Source organism: Acinetobacter apis, from assembly GCF_900197575.1.
Taxonomy (GTDB): domain Bacteria; phylum Pseudomonadota; class Gammaproteobacteria; order Pseudomonadales; family Moraxellaceae; genus Acinetobacter; species Acinetobacter apis.
Window position 1 is genome coordinate 433,611 of record NZ_FZLN01000001.1, and the last position, 16,821, is coordinate 450,431.

16 protein-coding genes are annotated in these 16,821 nt (G+C 38.8%); 10 read left to right on the forward strand and 6 right to left on the reverse strand.

Annotated features, from left to right (window positions below):
• Nucleotides 1–51 precede the first annotated feature (51 nt).
• From CFY84_RS01940 to CFY84_RS01955, 4 genes are read left to right on the forward strand one after another with little or no spacing between them, the layout of a single operon-like run.
• Entirely contained in the window at nt 52–552 is a 501-nt protein-coding gene (locus CFY84_RS01940; RefSeq protein ID WP_088822513.1) for a low molecular weight protein-tyrosine-phosphatase, read from the forward strand.
• Entirely contained in the window at nt 552–1,595 is a 1,044-nt protein-coding gene (murB, locus tag CFY84_RS01945; protein ID WP_088822514.1) for a UDP-N-acetylmuramate dehydrogenase, read from the forward strand. Before CFY84_RS01940 ends, murB begins: the two co-directional genes overlap by 1 nt.
• Nucleotides 1,596–1,598: 3 nt before the next feature.
• Nucleotides 1,599–2,750, forward strand: coding sequence for a YdcF family protein (locus CFY84_RS01950; protein ID WP_088822515.1), 1,152 nt, complete (start codon nt 1,599–1,601; stop codon nt 2,748–2,750).
• Nucleotides 2,751–3,779 carry an alpha/beta hydrolase gene (locus CFY84_RS01955; RefSeq protein ID WP_088822516.1) on the forward strand — a complete coding sequence of 343 codons (1,029 nt, stop codon included), beginning with the start codon at nt 2,751–2,753 and terminating at the stop codon, nt 3,777–3,779. It abuts the gene before it with no gap.
• A 33-nt stretch (nt 3,780–3,812) separates the two neighbouring features.
• Here the strand turns inward: CFY84_RS01955 and CFY84_RS01960 are convergent, their stop codons facing one another.
• Genes CFY84_RS01960 through CFY84_RS01970 form a run of 3 tightly spaced genes read right to left on the reverse strand, consistent with a single transcriptional unit; the run spans nt 3,813 to nt 5,978 of the window.
• A complete protein-coding gene (locus tag CFY84_RS01960) occupies nt 3,813–4,976 on the reverse strand; it encodes a ribosomal protein uL16 3-hydroxylase (RefSeq protein WP_088822517.1) in 1,164 nt (387 codons plus the stop codon).
• A gap of 19 nt (nt 4,977–4,995) precedes the next feature.
• A complete protein-coding gene (locus CFY84_RS01965; protein ID WP_088822518.1) occupies nt 4,996–5,595 on the reverse strand; it encodes a Maf family protein in 600 nt (199 codons plus the stop codon).
• Entirely contained in the window at nt 5,595–5,978 is a 384-nt protein-coding gene (locus CFY84_RS01970) for a DUF2237 family protein (RefSeq protein ID WP_088822519.1), read from the reverse strand. The genes CFY84_RS01965 and CFY84_RS01970 overlap by 1 nt, the downstream gene beginning before the upstream one ends.
• A 142-nt stretch (nt 5,979–6,120) precedes the next feature.
• Between CFY84_RS01970 and CFY84_RS01975 the strand changes: the two genes are divergently transcribed.
• The 4 genes from CFY84_RS01975 to CFY84_RS01990 all read left to right on the forward strand — a co-directional run bounded on the left by CFY84_RS01975 (nt 6,121) and on the right by CFY84_RS01990 (nt 9,635).
• The gene (locus tag CFY84_RS01975; protein ID WP_088822520.1) at nt 6,121–7,305 is read left to right on the forward strand and encodes a phosphoglycerate kinase; all 1,185 of its coding nucleotides are present in this window, start codon (nt 6,121–6,123) and stop codon (nt 7,303–7,305) included.
• 31 nt (nt 7,306–7,336) lie between these two features.
• Nucleotides 7,337–7,573: a hypothetical protein gene (locus CFY84_RS01980; protein ID WP_088822521.1), complete on the forward strand. Its 237-nt coding sequence runs from the start codon at nt 7,337–7,339 to the stop codon at nt 7,571–7,573.
• 65 nt (nt 7,574–7,638) lie between these two features.
• Complete coding sequence (locus CFY84_RS01985) at nt 7,639–8,496, forward strand: DMT family transporter (RefSeq protein WP_088822522.1); 858 nt, start codon at nt 7,639–7,641, stop codon at nt 8,494–8,496.
• A gap of 263 nt (nt 8,497–8,759) precedes the next feature.
• A complete protein-coding gene (locus CFY84_RS01990) occupies nt 8,760–9,635 on the forward strand; it encodes a Hint domain-containing protein (protein ID WP_088822523.1) in 876 nt (291 codons plus the stop codon).
• Between the two features lie 152 nt (nt 9,636–9,787).
• Here the strand turns inward: CFY84_RS01990 and nfsB are convergent, their stop codons facing one another.
• Nucleotides 9,788–10,441: an oxygen-insensitive NAD(P)H nitroreductase gene (nfsB, locus tag CFY84_RS01995; protein ID WP_088822524.1), complete on the reverse strand. Its 654-nt coding sequence runs from the start codon at nt 10,439–10,441 to the stop codon at nt 9,788–9,790.
• A gap of 228 nt (nt 10,442–10,669) precedes the next feature.
• On the opposite strand from nfsB, the gene cysD reads away from it, so the two are divergent.
• Both cysD and cysN read left to right on the forward strand, forming a co-directional pair.
• Nucleotides 10,670–11,578 (forward strand): sulfate adenylyltransferase subunit CysD, encoded by a 909-nt coding sequence (gene cysD, locus CFY84_RS02000; protein ID WP_088822525.1) that lies wholly within the window; start codon nt 10,670–10,672, stop codon nt 11,576–11,578.
• Between the two features lie 17 nt (nt 11,579–11,595).
• Entirely contained in the window at nt 11,596–13,218 is a 1,623-nt protein-coding gene (gene cysN / locus CFY84_RS02005) for a sulfate adenylyltransferase subunit CysN (protein WP_088822526.1), read from the forward strand.
• A gap of 58 nt (nt 13,219–13,276) precedes the next feature.
• Here cysN and CFY84_RS02010 read toward each other — a convergent pair whose 3' ends face one another.
• Nucleotides 13,277–14,323: a fimbrial protein gene (locus CFY84_RS02010; RefSeq protein WP_088822527.1), complete on the reverse strand. Its 1,047-nt coding sequence runs from the start codon at nt 14,321–14,323 to the stop codon at nt 13,277–13,279.
• On the reverse strand, nt 14,320–16,821 hold the full coding sequence (locus CFY84_RS02015; RefSeq protein WP_088822528.1) for a fimbria/pilus outer membrane usher protein: 2,502 nt from the start codon (nt 16,819–16,821) through the stop codon (nt 14,320–14,322). Before CFY84_RS02015 ends, CFY84_RS02010 begins: the two co-directional genes overlap by 4 nt.

Here is a 16,821-nt window from a genome sequence, read left to right on the forward strand (position 1 = left end):
TGTATTTAGTGTTAGACAAATAACATCCACCATGATCAAAGGAAGTTAAGTATGACAACTCAACCGTATCGTATTTTATGTGTTTGTTTGGGAAATATTTGTCGCTCACCTACAGCAGAGGTGGTTCTTCGCCATTATGTGGAAACCAATCATTTAAATGTGGTTGTCGACTCTGCAGGCACCAGCAATTACCACATAGGTGATTTACCTGATTACCGTAGTCAAGCGCATGCGAGAAAGAGAGGATATGATTTATCCGTATTGCGTGGTCGTCAATTAAACACGCATGACTTTGTGAAATTTGATTTGATTTTAGCAATGGATGAAGCCAACTTGACCGCAATCCAAGCATTGTATGACACACTCAGTGACCATGAGCGTCATCAAGCCAAAGCTAAAGTGCAATTGATGAGTCATGCTTTGAATTCACAGTTAATGATTGCAGACCCATATTATGGTGATGCAGCGGATTTCGAGCGTGTACTTGATCAATGCGAACAGGCTAGCCAAGCTTGGGTCGACTTATTTAAGCGTGAACGTATAGGTTGTTAATGACTGTGTTAAATATCCAAAATGGGGTGCAGTTGCAGCCATTCAATACCTTGAAATTGAATGCAGTTGCATCTCACTATGTTGAAGTTGGCTCGAAAGAGATGCTGATCTTGGCATTAGAATATGCCAAGCAGCATCAACTCAACACGTTAATTTTGTCAGGCGGTAGTAATATATTATTGCCAAAAATGATTCATGCTTTGGTCATTCATATTCACATTCAAGGGATTAATGTGCTTGTAGAGCATGGTGATTGCTTGACTGTACATGTGGGTGCCGGCGAAAATTGGCATGAGTTTGTGCGTTATACCACTCAAAAAAAGTGGTACGGATTACAAAATTTAGCGTTGATTCCAGGGCGTGTTGGGGCATCACCTGTCCAAAACATCGGTGCTTATGGTGTTGAAGTTGGTGAGTGGATTGACACCGTTGAAGCTTATGACCAAACATGTGGTCAATTTGTCACACTGACCAAAGAAGATTGTGCCTTTGCATACCGTGATAGCATATTTAAGCAACAGCCTTACCGATATATTATTGTTGCAGTGGTATTTAAACTTTCTAAACAACCTGTTTTTCAGCTTAATTATGGAGATTTGAAGCAGGCGGTTGCAGATCATGTCACAATAGACAATGTAGAGCAGCAAATTATTCATATCCGTCAGTCTAAATTACCTGATCCCAAAGACTTTCCAAATGTTGGCAGTTTTTTTAAAAATCCATTACTCAGTGCAACACAACATCAACAGTTAGTCGCTCAATTTCCGCACATTCCGAGTTATCCGCAAGCTGATGGGCGTGTTAAAGTGGCAGCAGGTTGGCTGATCGAACATACAGGGTGGAAAGGCAAGCGCTTAGGTGCCGTTGGTATGTTTGCAAAACAAGCTTTAGTGCTTGTAAATTATGAGCAAGCCAATTTAAATGATGTCTGTTTAACATATACTTCTGTTCAACATGATGTACAAAATAAATTTAATATTCTACTTGAGCCTGAGCCAATCATGATAAAAGAAAATGGCTTGATTCAATCACATATAGGCTAATACATGCACAAAAAACAGCACTTTATGGTCAGATTGGTTCGGACAGTGGCATTACTGTTCGTGCTATTGGCCGGTTTGATGGTTTTTGTTTATACGCCATTTTATTCGAAGTGTATTGTATTTTTATTAAATCATTTTGTGCCGATTGAAGTAAATTTGGTGGCGGCAAAGAGTCAACAAATTGCAGCATTAAGTGAGCATGATAATTTAGAGCCCGGTTCAGATTTGTGGATTGCTCGTCAAGCATATTTAAATGTATTACAAGACACAGCACAACGTGAAGATGCACAAAGCCTCAATTTGATTGAAGCGCGTTATAAAGTGCTTGAGCAGCAAATCAGTAAAAATCATGTCAATGATGATCAGGACAGTGATGAGCCACAACCGGCTTCTGACGTCATATCAACACATCAAGCGGCTTTACATGTTGCGCCACATCCACAAGATGAAGCTGCTGCTGCATCCAATATTGCAGCAATTTTACGTTTAAATAGTGATGTTGATGCACAGCTATTGATGGAAAAGTACACCAAATTCTTAAATCAATATCCAGTAAAAATTGACAGTAAAGAGCCTGTAAGTTCGCAAGTTTCTAAGGATTTACAGCAAGTTAAAAATAATAACCATGATTATAAAGTCGATACATCTAAACCATCTGCAATTGTAGTTTTGGGTGGTGGACTCACTTTTGATAAAACAACGAAAAGTATTGTGGTCAATGGTTATACACGCTTACGATTAGAAAAAACATTAGAAGTTGAACAGCAAAATCAGCTGCCAATTGTATTAAGCGGTGTTGAAGCACCGTATATGCAAAAGTGGTTACAACAACGTGGCGTGGATGCTAAATTGCTTGAAAAAAGAAGCATGAATACCTGTGAAAATTCACGTTTTAGTTCTTTGTTGTTACAGAAAAAGGGCGGTGCGCCTAAAATTATACTCATCACTGATGAATACCATATGCCGCGTACACGACGTTTATTTGCCATGAATGGAATTGCTACCGTGCCTGTTAATGCACCGATTCCAAGCCAACTCACCACATGGAAGCCTGCATTACAAAACTATGATCACAGCCGCCGTGCCAATTATGAATTGTTAGCGACGATTCGAGATGTTGTTTTTGGGACAAGTGATTGTCGTGAGGTGCCATAAATGTCAGAGATTCCATTTTTAAGCCCTAATAAGTTACAAGCGCTTGATCTGCCGATACCAAGTCGTGAAAAAACACCGTATAAGCTGCCTGCGTTAAATCTATATAAACCTTATCATGCACATGGCGAATTGCTTGCTTATCAAAAACTTTACGGTTTAGATTTACTAGATTGTAATTATTGGCAAGGCTGTATTGATATACCGCGTTATAAATTGCATGTGCAAGTCTTTCAGCCTCAGGTGAGATCGAAGGGGACGGTGTTATTATTACATGGCTATTTAGAGCACAGTGGAATATATCAGCCAATTATTCAAGAAATTTTATCACAGGGCTTTAGTGTAATTACTTTTGATTTGCCAGGTCATGGCCTAAGTACAGGCTCACCTGCAAATATACAAAATTTTGATGATTATCAAGAAGCTTTAGATAAAGTATATTTTTATGTGCGTAATGCACCACAGTTACCTAAGCCGTGGTTAGGTATAGGACAAAGTACCGGTGGGGCAATTTTAATGCATCATGTATTGGCTTTTGCTGAACAGCGAAGTAATCCGTATATCGAACGTGCATTGCTATTGTCACCATTATTACGTCCTGCTAAATCAGAATGGTGGCATAATCCTGTGGGGCTTGGCATTATCCGGCGTATTAAAAAACAAGTACCAAGACATTTTAGACGCAATAATCATAACCCTGAGTTTTTACGTTTTGTACGTTTAAAAGACCCATTACAGCCGCGCATGATGGGTATGGATTGGATTTTAGCAATGTCAAAATGGATGGTTGAAATGGAAAACCGTCCACCTTGCCGTATCCCTGTATGGATGGCGCAAGGTGCTTTAGATCAAACTGTAGATTGGCGGTATAACATTGATTTTGTACGCCGTATGTTTAGATTACAAACATTATTAATTTTAGAAGAAGGGTCACATCAATTAATCAATGAGCGAGAAGATATTCGTTCTGCGTTAACTGGACTTATTCCTTCGTTTTTGCATGCGAAGTCAACAGGTGACTATTATTACTAAATAAAAAAGAGGTCATCAGACCTCTTTTTTATTTTATTCTGCGGGCTCTATGAGCATTAAAATGGCATCATTGAGTAATTCAACCAAAGTTTCAAGACTCTCTTCATCGGCAAAGCGATCATCAAATTCAAATACATGACCATCTGCCAAGGCTTGCAAATGAGTTGTGAGTGCAGCAGGAATTTCAATCGATTCACCATTTGCCCAAAACATTGCCAAATCATGTTCCTGTAAATACAGTAGACGCGAAGCAGGCTCAAGTTGAAGAATATATCCTGAGTTTAATACTGCGGTTATATCATCCACACCAAGCTCATCAGACTCTGGAATATTATCTGGATATTTAGGTTCAGACATTAAAGCCATTACAGCATGTTCAAATGTAGAGCCATCATTAATGGCTTGAATCAATTGTGCCTTTAATTGTTCAAGCTCAGGACGGGTGATTTCACCTGAATGCGCTGAAACACGGCGTGATTGATCTGAAATAGGCTGTTTAAGTCGATCTTGTTCAGCGCATTGATCACTCACACGATCGACTAAATCAGCCACATTTGGCATTCTAAATCCAAATGAAAAAGTTAAACAGTCATTTTCAGCTACGCCATAATGCGCAAGTCCAGGCGGTACATAGAGAAGATCTCCAGGTGCTAAAACTTCATCAAACACCACATCCATGTCTTGCAAAATTTTAAGCGGCTGTTTAGGCACTAAAGGGGTGTTTTCATCACACATATTGCCCAATTGCCAACGGCGGTGACCATAACCTTGAACTAAAAACACATCATAATAGTCAAAGTGCCGACCGACTGAACCACCTTGAGGTGCATAAGACACCATAATGTCATCACGGCGCCATTGTGGAATAAAATCAAAAGATTTCCACATTTCAGCCAAATCTAGGGAATGTTGATCAATGGCTTGAACCAGTAGGGTCCAATACGGAGGTAGATGTTTAAAATCTTTACGATTCAGTGGTGACGACTTGACCTGCCAGCGTTCATGTTCTGGCCCGAGTTGTTGGATTAAACGTGCTGAGACATGTGGTTCAAGCGCAAGATCTTTAATTTCTTGAGGGGTTAAAAAATCAATGATTGCTGGAAGTGCTTGACGAACCAATAAGGGCTTTTTTTGCCAATATTCAGCAAAAAATTGCTCAGCAGAGATACCGCCTAAAACAGTCAATGGAGAAGACATGAGGATATTATTCCGTTGGTCAAGGGATTTGAAAATGAAGCATGCGTAATTGGTGTGACAATTTTATCAAGGGTAATCCCATGAGCGTTGTAAAATCATCACCTTGCATCTGCTCAAACAAGCTGATGCCAAGGCCTTCACATTTAAAACTGCCAGCACAATGTAATGGCTGATCAATGGTGACATATCGTGTAATTTCATCATCGGTTAAATCTCGAAATGTCACTGAAAATTGATCGTTTATAGTTTGGCATACACCAAGCGATTGGCATTGTACGGTAAATGCAGTCACAAAATGAAGTGTTCTTTTACGGCTGATATGCAGCTGTTCAATCGCTTGTTCTTCTGTGTAAGGCTTACCAATAAATACATGCGGCTGATCTGAAAAATATGCCACTTGATCAGAGCCAATCACAACGGCATCAGGGTGTTGTATGGCAATACAATTGGCTTTTTCTTGAGCTAAACGTATTGCCAATGCATTGGCTGACGTATCAGTGGTTTGTGGTGACTCATCAATTTCAGGGCTGATGCATATAAATGGTAAATGAAGGCGTGCAAGAAGTGCTTGTCGCGTACTGCTACTTGACGCCAAAATAATTTGTGGCAATGCATTCATTACACGGCATATTCCATTAAAATATCATATGGGACATAGCTTAACATTGCTTGATGGCATGCGCTTAATTTAAGCTGTGGAGCCACACCTGACTCATAAGCTTCTACCCAACGTGCAATACAAATACACCAAAAATCACCTGGTTTTAAACCTGGGAAATCAATTTCAGGCAATGGCGTAATTAAGTCATTGCCAATTTTTTGCGAAAAATTTAGAAACTCTGAAGTCATTAATGCACAGGCAGTATGCTGTCCTAAATCAGCAGGTGCTGTATGACAAAACCCGTTACGGAAATAACCTGTAATGGGGTCAAAACAACAGCTTGATAAAGGCTCTCCAAGCACATTTAAACGATTAATTTTAGGATCTGGATGAATAGACATAAATATTCTGATTTAATGGTTAAGTGGATTAAGTAAAATAAGCGTTTTTTCTACATCTCTTATACTAAAGAAGCTAACGTTTTGAAATATCTTGGTCTAAGATATTGGGATTGAAAAGTAAATAACACAAGGGAGCAACAAAATGACCTTTCAAAGAATGACAGATCTTGATTTACAAGGGAAGCGTGTACTGATTCGTGAAGACTTAAATGTACCTGTTAAACAGGGAAAAATTACCAGTGATGCACGCTTAAGAGCTGCCATTCCCACGATTAAAGCTGCATTAGAACAAGGTGCTGCTATCTTGGTTTGTTCACATTTGGGTCGTCCTGTAGAAGGTGAGGTCGATGCTGAGCAATCGCTTGCACCCGTGGCTGAGTATTTGTCTGAAGCGCTTGGTCAGCATGTCTCACTGGCAACTGATTATTTAGATGGAATTGCGGTTGATGCAGGTCAAGTGGTTTTACTTGAAAATGTTCGTTTTAATGTTGGCGAAAAGAAAAACAGTCCTGAATTGGCACAAAAATATGCAGCATTATGCGATGTCTTTGTGATGGATGCTTTTGGTACTGCGCATCGCGCTGAAGCATCAACTGAAGGTGTAGCACGTTTTGCCCCATTGGCAGTTGCAGGTCCATTATTGGCTACAGAATTAGATGCATTAGGCCGCGCTTTAAAAACTCCTGCAAAACCAATGGTGGCAATTGTTGCTGGCTCAAAAGTATCAACAAAACTTGATGTATTAAACTCGCTGTCTGATATTTGTGATCAATTGATTGTAGGCGGTGGTATTGCCAATACCTTCTTAGCTGCAGCAGGGTATAACGTGGGTAAGTCGCTTTATGAAGCGGACCTTTTAGACACTGCGAAAAAAATTGCAGCAAAAGTAAGCGTTCCTCTACCTGTTGATGTTGTAGTCGCTGATGCGTCAAATATTGGCGGTGACTTTATGAGTTTCGTAACAAATAGCCAAGCAATCGTGAAAAAAGTTGCTGATGTGACAGAAAACGATATGATTCTAGACGTTGGTCCAGAAACAGCTGCAACGTTTGCTCAGCTTTTAGCGCAATCAAAAACGATTTTATGGAATGGTCCAGTGGGTGTATTTGAAGTCGATCAGTTTGGCGAAGGTACGAAAGCACTTTCTCTTGCTATTGCACAAAGTGATGCATTCTCAATTGCAGGCGGTGGAGACACGCTTGCGGCCATAGATAAATACAATGTTGCACCACATATTAGCTACATTTCAACAGGTGGCGGTGCATTTTTGGAATTCGTTGAAGGTAAAACGCTTCCTGCTGTTGCAGCACTGATTGCTAGAGCATAGTATGGCTACTTGTTTTTAAAGGAATTTATGTATGAAAAAGAATGTATTTATTGTTTTAGCATTAGCAACACCATTGTTGCTTAGCGCGTGTGGTAAAAAGTCAGAAGATACCGCAGCTACAAATCAATCAGCATCTGCGCCTGCAACAGAAACTGCTGCGCCAACTTCAGCTGATCAACAAGCACAAATCAACAGCTTAGATAAGCCTGTGATGGATGACTCAAGTGCATCAGCATCAGCACCTGCTGCATCTACGCCAGCACACTAATTTAAGTTTTAAAAAACCCTGCATTCGCAGGGTTTTTTTTATGATTAAAATGAAAGGAACACGCCATGTTTATTATTTGTGCTGCTGCGTTATGTAGTGTACTTGTTTCTATTTTATTGAAAAAACTCACACAACATGGTTTAAAAGCAATTGCGTTAATTAGCTGGAATTATGTAGCTGCAACCTTATTGTGCTTTTTTTGGTTTAAACCAACCATTAATTTTTCCCTGCTTTCACATACAACGTGGTGGTTAATTATTTTACTCGGTGCGCTGTTACCAAGTATATTTTTCTTGCTGTCTAAATCATTGACTTATGCAGGCTTAGTAAAAACTGAGATTGCCCAGCGGATTTCTGTCATTTTGTCTTTAAGTGCGGCTTTTTTTCTATTTAATGAACAATTTTCTTTATTGAAGGTATTGGGCATTGGATGTGGTTTAATTGCTGTTGGTTTATTAATTTGGAAGAAGGGGTTAGGCGATCAAGCAATATCAAAACAGGCTGTTGTGGCTTTACTTGCTGTATGGGGCGGTTATGGACTGGTTGATATTTTATTAAAATATAACAGTAGTTTGGGCTCAGGTTTTGCAATGAGCTTGAATCTTATATTTGCTATTGCAGGATGTATGTCTTTTATTTTTGCAGCCATTACCATTCAAAAAGCGGTATTTTGCCCTAAGCATATTTTAGCGGGTTTGTTATTAGGTGGATTTAATTTTGCCAACATTGCTTTATATGTCACTGCACATCAAGCATTAAAAGATGCACCTTCTATTGTTTTTGCTACTATGAATTTATCAGTTGTGTTGCTAGGTGGGCTTGTTGGAGTGTTCTTTTTTAAAGAAAAACTTAATCGTAATATGCTGATGAGTTTTTTATTTGCAGTACTGGCTATTATTTTAATGACTAAAGCCATGTCATAAATAAAGAATTATCTTAAACTGAAAAAATTAATGTTTGCTATTATTTAATTCATTTTTAAACAATAAATTCCTTCAATTCTTATAAAGTAGTCATCAATTGTTCAAAATAAAGCAGTAATATTATGCATAGTTATTAGTATTCTATATACACTTTAACGGCATTTTTTAAGTATCCATCTTATCTGTGTTTTAGATCATAACGATAGATAAGTGGACTACTACTTTATATTTACTTTGTCATTTGACAATCGGGACAATGGTTTATGCAAGACAATAAAAACACCAAGAATAATGCATTAAAGAAAGAAGAATTAAAGCATCAAAAGACGAACACAGCCTGTTTTGCAGCAGGCACTTTAGTACATACAGCGCATGGACTTGTACCCATAGAACAACTGAAAGTGGGTGATAAAGTTTTATCAAAAGCAGCGGATGGCAGCGGAGAATTGGTCTATAAAGCCATTCGTCAAACCATGGTCACAGAGAATGCGCCTATCTTCTTAATGGAATTTGTGCCTTATGTTGATCCAACACTTCCAATGGATGAGCGAATTAATTTAAGGCGCGCATTGAAGAAAAAGCTTAAACCTAAACCACTCTTTGTCACCGAGAATCACCCATTTTGGACCACCACGCATGGTTGGTTAAAAGCAGAGCAATTAACGACTCAAGACCAGATGATCACTAAAGATGGACATAAGTTTTTGAGTAATAGTGGGGGCGGGTTTGATTATAAATACAAAGGAATAGAGCCACTTTTAAGTACTCAACGTACAGGTTTTGGTTACACTATAGACTATAGTGATGAAACAGGAACATCTGCTGGGCGTTTTATTGATTTAGTGACTGGAGAATTAGACTATGATGATATCGCGTATAAACCGATCATTGACAAGTTATGGATTCAAGATCATGAATGGAAACAACGTTTATTAGATCAGACACCGATTGAGCATCGTGAAGATGCAGAGTTTTATGGCTTTAGACAAGGTTATTGGGAAGACCCAGACACTGTCGAATGGGGTGAAGGTGAAGGCCCGCTCACCATGACGGTTTATAATTTAGAAGTTGAAGATACCCAAACTTATTTTGTGGGTGAATATGGCATTTGGGTGCATGGTGCTCATGGTGTGATTTAATTATTAACTCATATAGAAAATACAGTTTAATTTTAATCAGCAATAATGTTGTTAGCGTTTAGAGTGATGTGAACCTTTTTTAGCGAATCTGTGATTAAAGAATAAGATACATCGTAGCGATGAGAGATAGTGAACATCTCTCATCCAATAAACTAAATGGTTGTAAAAATATACTCATCTTGTAAGCGTGATTTAGCAAGTTTTGCATTGGCGTCATCTTCACTGCGATAACCTAATGTGACCACCACAGATGGATACAAACCTTTTTCAGTCAAATTGAGTTGCTCATCTAATAATTTTGCATCAAAACCACCAATTGCAGTGGCATCAATATTTTCAGCAGCTGCAGCAAGTAATAATTGTCCCAAAGCAATAAAAGTTTGATTTTCTAACCAACGGTCTAAATCATAATCTTCACTTTTATATAAGTCGACATAACCTTGTCGAGCAGATTGTTGTGCTACTTTTGATGCTTCATCTTTATAGCGACCAGACAGTTCATCTTGTTGGTTCAAATGATTTAAATGTTCTTCAGTCACATCTTTTCGTGTGCAAAATACAATAGTGTGTGATGCTGCAAATACTTTGCTTGCATTGTATTTGAATCGACCAGGCATACTGTATGCAACACGCGCTTTCGCTTCTGCTGAATCTGCAATAAAAAAATGCCAAGGTTGAATATTAATCGATGATGGCGTGAGTCTAAGAATTTCTAACAGCTTTAAAAAAGTTTCTTGAGGGATCGTTTTACTTTCATCATAAGCTTTTGTTGTATAACGGTTTTGAGCAGTTTGAAGAATCGTCATGATTAATGCTGTCCTAAATGATACTTATCTGTTTATAACAAAAAAACAGCCTGATGTGATGAAGATCCATGTAATATTTTCTGATAAGTGATCTTATCATGACATGGAATAACTAAAGCATTAAAAGTGATTTAGTTATTCAAAAACGTCATTAAGCAGGAACATGCCATTTAATAGGAAGCATGCTAAGATAATTCACAAAATTTTCCGTTTAGCTGGGTATTATTAATGACTGAGGAAAGATTAACTCACCTTAAACAGCTTGAAGCTGAAAGTATTCATATTATTCGAGAGGTTGCTGCAGAGTTTAATAACCCTGTGATGCTGTATTCGATTGGTAAGGATTCAGCTGTGATGCTGCATTTGGCGATGAAAGCCTTTTACCCTGCCAAATTGCCATTTCCATTGATGCATGTCAATACAGGATGGAAGTTTAAGGCAATGATCGAATTTCGTGATGAATTGGTTAAAAAACACGGTCTACAGCTGATTGAGCATAAAAACTTAGAAGGCATGGAACAAAATATTAATCCATTTGATCATGGTAGCTCAAAATATACTGACATTATGAAAACACAAGGCTTGAAACAAGCTTTAGATAAATATCAGTTTGATGCTGCATTCGGTGGAGCACGTCGCGATGAAGAAAAATCACGTGCAAAAGAAAGAGTATATTCATTTCGTGACAATAAACACCGTTGGGATCCAAAAAATCAGCGTCCTGAGCTGTGGAATATCTATAACGGTAAAGTCAATAAAGGCGAGAGTATCCGCGTATTTCCTTTGTCAAACTGGACTGAACTTGATATTTGGCAATATATCTATTTAGAGCAAATTCCAATTGTACCGTTGTACTTTTCTGAAAAACGTCCTGTGGTCGAACGTGATGGCACATTAATCATGATTGATGATGAACGCTTCCCACTCCGTGCAGGAGAAGTTCCAGAGATGCGATTTGTTCGTTTCCGTACGTTAGGCTGTTACCCATTAACAGGGGCTGTTGAGTCAACAGCAAACACCTTACCCGATATTATTCAAGAAATGCTATTAACCACCAGCTCTGAGCGCCAAGGTCGTATGATTGACCATGATGAAGCAGGGTCAATGGAAAAGAAAAAGCAAGAAGGTTATTTCTAATTTAGTGGAGTAAAAACATGTCTCATCAGTCCGAGCTCATCAGCCAGGATATCTTGGCATATTTAAAGCAGCATGAGCAAAAAGACCTACTCCGCTTTTTAACCTGCGGTAATGTCGATGATGGTAAAAGTACGTTAATTGGTCGTTTATTACATGATTCAAAAATGATCTATGAAGATCAATTAGAAGCTGTAAAACGTGATAGTAAGCGTTCTGGTACTCAAGGCGAAAAAGTAGATTTAGCGTTACTTGTTGATGGTTTGCAAGCAGAGCGTGAACAAGGCATTACTATTGATGTTGCTTATCGTTATTTTTCAACCGATAAGCGCAAGTTCATTATTGCAGATACGCCAGGGCATGAGCAATATACCCGTAATATGGCAACAGGTGCATCAACGTGTAATTTAGCAGTCATCCTGATTGATGCCCGCTATGGTGTACAAACCCAAACACGTCGTCATACATTTATTGCTGCGCTACTTGGTATTCGTAATATCGTGGTTGCGATTAATAAAATGGACTTGGTGGATTATTCTGAATCGAAATTCCAACAAATCCAAAAAGATTATTATGACTTTGTTGGGCAATTAGGTAATCGCCAACCAGCTGATATTCATTTTGTGCCTATATCAGCATTAGATGGTGATAACGTGGTCAATGTGTCTGAAAATACGCCTTGGTATCAAGGTCAGACCTTAATGAAAATTTTGGAAACGGTTGAAATTGCAGCAGATACAGCACGTCAAGATTTTCGTTTTCCTGTGCAGTATGTTAATCGTCCACACTTAGACTTCCGTGGTTTTGCTGGTACTGTCGCGCTAGGCTCAGTAAAAGTAAATGATGAAATTGTGGTCTTACCATCAGGTAAGCAAAGCCGCGTCAAAGAAATTGTTACCTATGATGGTGCATTACCTGAAGCAAAAGCGGGTCAAGCAGTCACGCTGACGCTGCAAGATGAAATTGATATTAGCCGTGGTGATGTTATTGCACATCCACATGCAGTACCACAAATTTCCCGTGCAGTCCGCGCAACTGTGGTCTGGATGGCAGAGCAGCCATTGGTGGTAGGTAAGTTATATAATGTCAAAGTGGGTACCCAAAGTGTTCCTGCAAAAGTGACTGCAATTAACTATACCATTGATGTGAATACCTTGGCTCAAGGTCAAGAACATGCAGCTTTAGACTTAAACAGCATTGCAGATGTGACGGTTGAGTTTGACCGCGCCGTTGTATTTGATGATTATAAAGACAGCCGTTATACAGGAAGCTTTATTTTTATTGATCGTTTAAGCAATGTGACTGTCGGCGCAGCCATGATTGAAGACACAGCACAATTTACCCAGCAAAAAAGTGCTGTCACTGCTGAAGAGCGTGCTGCACGATGGGGTCAAAAACCTGCTGTGATTTCCGTAACACAAGCCATTATTGCTCAAGCGCAACAATTAGAACGCGCCTTGATTCAAGAGGGCATTGTTGCACTTGTACCTGCAGATCAATCTACGGCAGTTGTTAGCGCATTGAAACAAACAGGTGTGGTCGTGATTGTGAGTGATTCTGTCACTCAAGATGTCGATACTCAAGTGACCAGTGATCAATTGGATGAAGTTGTTCATCAAATTAAAGCATTGGTTTTGCTTTAAATCCTTAAAGCAAATAAAAAAGCCTGATTTATCAGGCTTTTTTATTTTTTAGAGATCACTAATTATAGAATAAGCTGATGGTGGCCTGCGCTTTAATGGTACCTGCAGAAAGCGTGGTACTGCCATTTCTACGATAGACTGCATAAAAGCGTTTACTAATGGTTGGTGTAGTGCCTGCTGTGGTGGTTCCAAAGCTAAAGCTATCGCCATTGCCACCAAGAGGAATCGCGACATTCGATGAGTCATACATCTTGACTGATATATCTGTGGCTGTTCCTGTATTGGTCAAGTAGTAGCTTGAATTATTAACATTGTTTGCATCTAACATGACGCCAGTCATAGCTGTGCTTGCTAATCCTGAACTGCATGTAGCACTAATAGTAAATGCTGTTCTACCAGACTCACTTCCGCTACTAGCAAGCGAGCTAATATTCGTGGTTGGTAAAGTGACTGTGGTGTTTTGAACAGAGCATGTATTGGTTGCAACAGGGGTTAACACGACGCTGCTATAAATTAATGGTGAATTATAATACGTGTTAAAGCCATATGTGACATTGACATTATATGTGCCAAAAATCAGGGTTTGTGTAATGGTAGATGTTGGCACTTTTGAAAAATAAAATGTTGGGGTAAAGCGTAACCCTTGAGTGACACGATTATAGCTATTGCTATAAATATTCCATGTCCCACCATTACTGACCATACTAGGTAATGTTGTTGACGGTGTATTGGCACTGTTATTGTCAGAGACTGTAAAGTAAATATAGCCATAATTGTCAATAAACTCATTGCCTGTATTGGTCAGTTTATAATAGGTCAATCCGTTATTGCTGACACTGGTACTGGTATCAATATTTGAACCTGTTAAAGACAAAGATGAGTTTAATATTGCGCCTGTGGTATTGTTATTGGTACGTGTTAAGCAGCTGACTATTGATGCATGTGTCATCATGGATGCAGTGTATACATGAGTATCTGAGGTTGAGTTTGCTGGCGATACAGTGCCCCCACGCAATAAACCTGAGCTAATGGTACAGTCATCAGCAAAAGCAGGGTCACTGAGTAAACACGTGATGAAAAACAGAATGAATAATATTTTGTTCATTGGCACACCACATTCAACATTTGAAATTTCTTTCTGATGGTTTTTTTGCTTAAAAGTTCATAACTTGGTGGGATGACACACATTTGTGGATGATCAACACCCCATTTTACAGTCAGAGGTTCTTTTAAGCTCATTTCTGCATCAATAAACAATTGATTAGACTGTCCCATGATTGCAATCGTTTGATTAGCACTATTTTTTACTTCAATCCCCATAGGGATTTGAACATGATGAGGGGTATCTACATTCAGTAAAATATTAGAGGTTTTTTTGGTTTCAAAGGTGAGCAGGGTTGAGCTATAACGTCTTGGAATCACCTGTGATTGGTTGTTGGTTAACAGCACATCAAGGGGCAGATTTTTACCATTAATGCTTAACGTATTACTGTGGTATGGGTCAACCAATGGATAAATGGCATTGCCAAAACGGTCAAGGGTAATGCCCCAAGCATTGCTGACTTCTGTGCCTTGTGCGTCTTTGGCATGAATAATAGTAAATGTATCAGACAAATTATTAGTTAAAGTTAAGCCATAAGGGTGTAGCACCGCACCACCTTGTAGGGTGAGACCATATTGCGTTTGTCCACGTGCGTTGGCATAAGTGACACCTAGGCTTGTTCGTGGGAATAAATAATTTAAGCTTGAATTCACTGCTGAGCTTTGATTGTTTTGGTCATAATTGGTATTAATCGCATAATTCATTTGGTTACGATCACCCGATGTGCCACTGATTCCTGTTGAAATTAAATCATTGGTTTCAGTGTGCTGATAAACACTATTTGAATTCACCATGCTGTTTTTCCAATACAGTGGGAATGAGGCACTGATATAAAAGCTTTTACTTTTTGTACTATTAATGGTTTCTGCTTGGGAGAGATTAATCGAATAATTAATTCGTTTCCAAAAGTTAGAATACCCGACCAAGTATTGTTTATATTGCTTGTTATTGTTCCAATAGCTCGATTGTGTGCCTGTCACATATAAGGTTCCAAAACCTTTGCCCAATTGTTGGCGCAGAGTTAAACTGGTTTGATCTTTTAACCGAAAGGTTAAATAAAAATTATCAATTTCATCTTGCGTCAATGAGGCATTGTTCAGTAAAGAAATGGTGTTTCCATAAGAAATATAGTCTTCACTGAGTTTTTGTGTGCTGATGGTTACACTCAAATTTGATGGCAAAAAAGTATAACGATAATTGAGCTTGGCTTTCCAACCTGTTTTATTTGCTTCATTGAGTTCGGCATGGCCATATTCTGCATCAAAAGTTAAGCCACCAAATAAGCTATTTAAACCTGCACCCAATAAATAACCACGGTAATGGTCACTTATATTAGCGCCTGTATGCATTGTAAAATTATTAAATAGTCCATATTCAGCTGTTGCTTGGAGCAACTGCTCATCTAATACTTTGCGTTCAAGCTTATAACGTCCTAAGGCAAGATTATAATTAAACTGACCTGGTCGGATAAGGTTGCTATTGCCTTGCATTGGTACAATGAACTGTTTTTTTTCACCACCTTGTTCTGTGACTTGTACAGTTAAATCACCATTGGTGGCCAACGTGGTTAAGTCTTTAATCTGAAAGGCACCAACGGGTACAGTCCGTTCATAAATCTTTTGCCCATTTTGAAAAACAGATACCAATGCATTTGAATTTGCAACGCCTTCAATCGTTGGTGCATAGCTTTGCACAGACCATGGGCGCATATTCGGATCATTGGTAAGCTCAATACCACGAATTGGCGTAGATGCTAAATAGTAGGCATTGGTTAAGAAGTCACCAAATGATATACGTGAACTTATGGCAACAATATCGTGTGAAATAACATTTAATGAGGCGTAATAGCGAGCAAAATCTTGGCTGCTGTTTGACTCAAATGCACCTGCATGACGATAATTAAATCCAGCGAAATTGATGCCACCTGTTAAGCTTAAAAAATTTACTGAACTATAATCACCCGCTTTGCTATGGTCAGTATAGTGGTTAAAGTTATAGCTTAAATAAGCAGAATGTACGCCTTGATCAAATAATTGTGGATCAATATAGCCATTAGGGCGGTTATTTAGCACAACAAGGGGAATGGATAAGCTCAAAGCCAATGATGCATCATCATAAACATAACGTGCATCAGGGTTTAGTTCTTTGATCGTAATACATCTTTGATTTGCAAATTGCGCGATGATGTCATTTCGCACACCAATTTTTTTCAGTAGCGCATTGTCTAGGCATAAAGTGGCAGGTTTTTTGGGGTCGGGCTGCCAAAATTCGATATTCAATTGACCATTATAAATGTCATTGACAGCCACATTGAGAATATAACGTCCAATGGGCACAGTATTTTCAGTATTGAATGCAGTTAAATCGACATTTTTATTGGCTTGACCAAATAATGCTGCCGAGTCAAAAGATAAAGTATCTTCAGCTTGCGCAGAATGGGTCAAAATACAATGTGATACAGCCACCATCAACAGAGTTTTGAATGCTGAGTTGTTGTACAT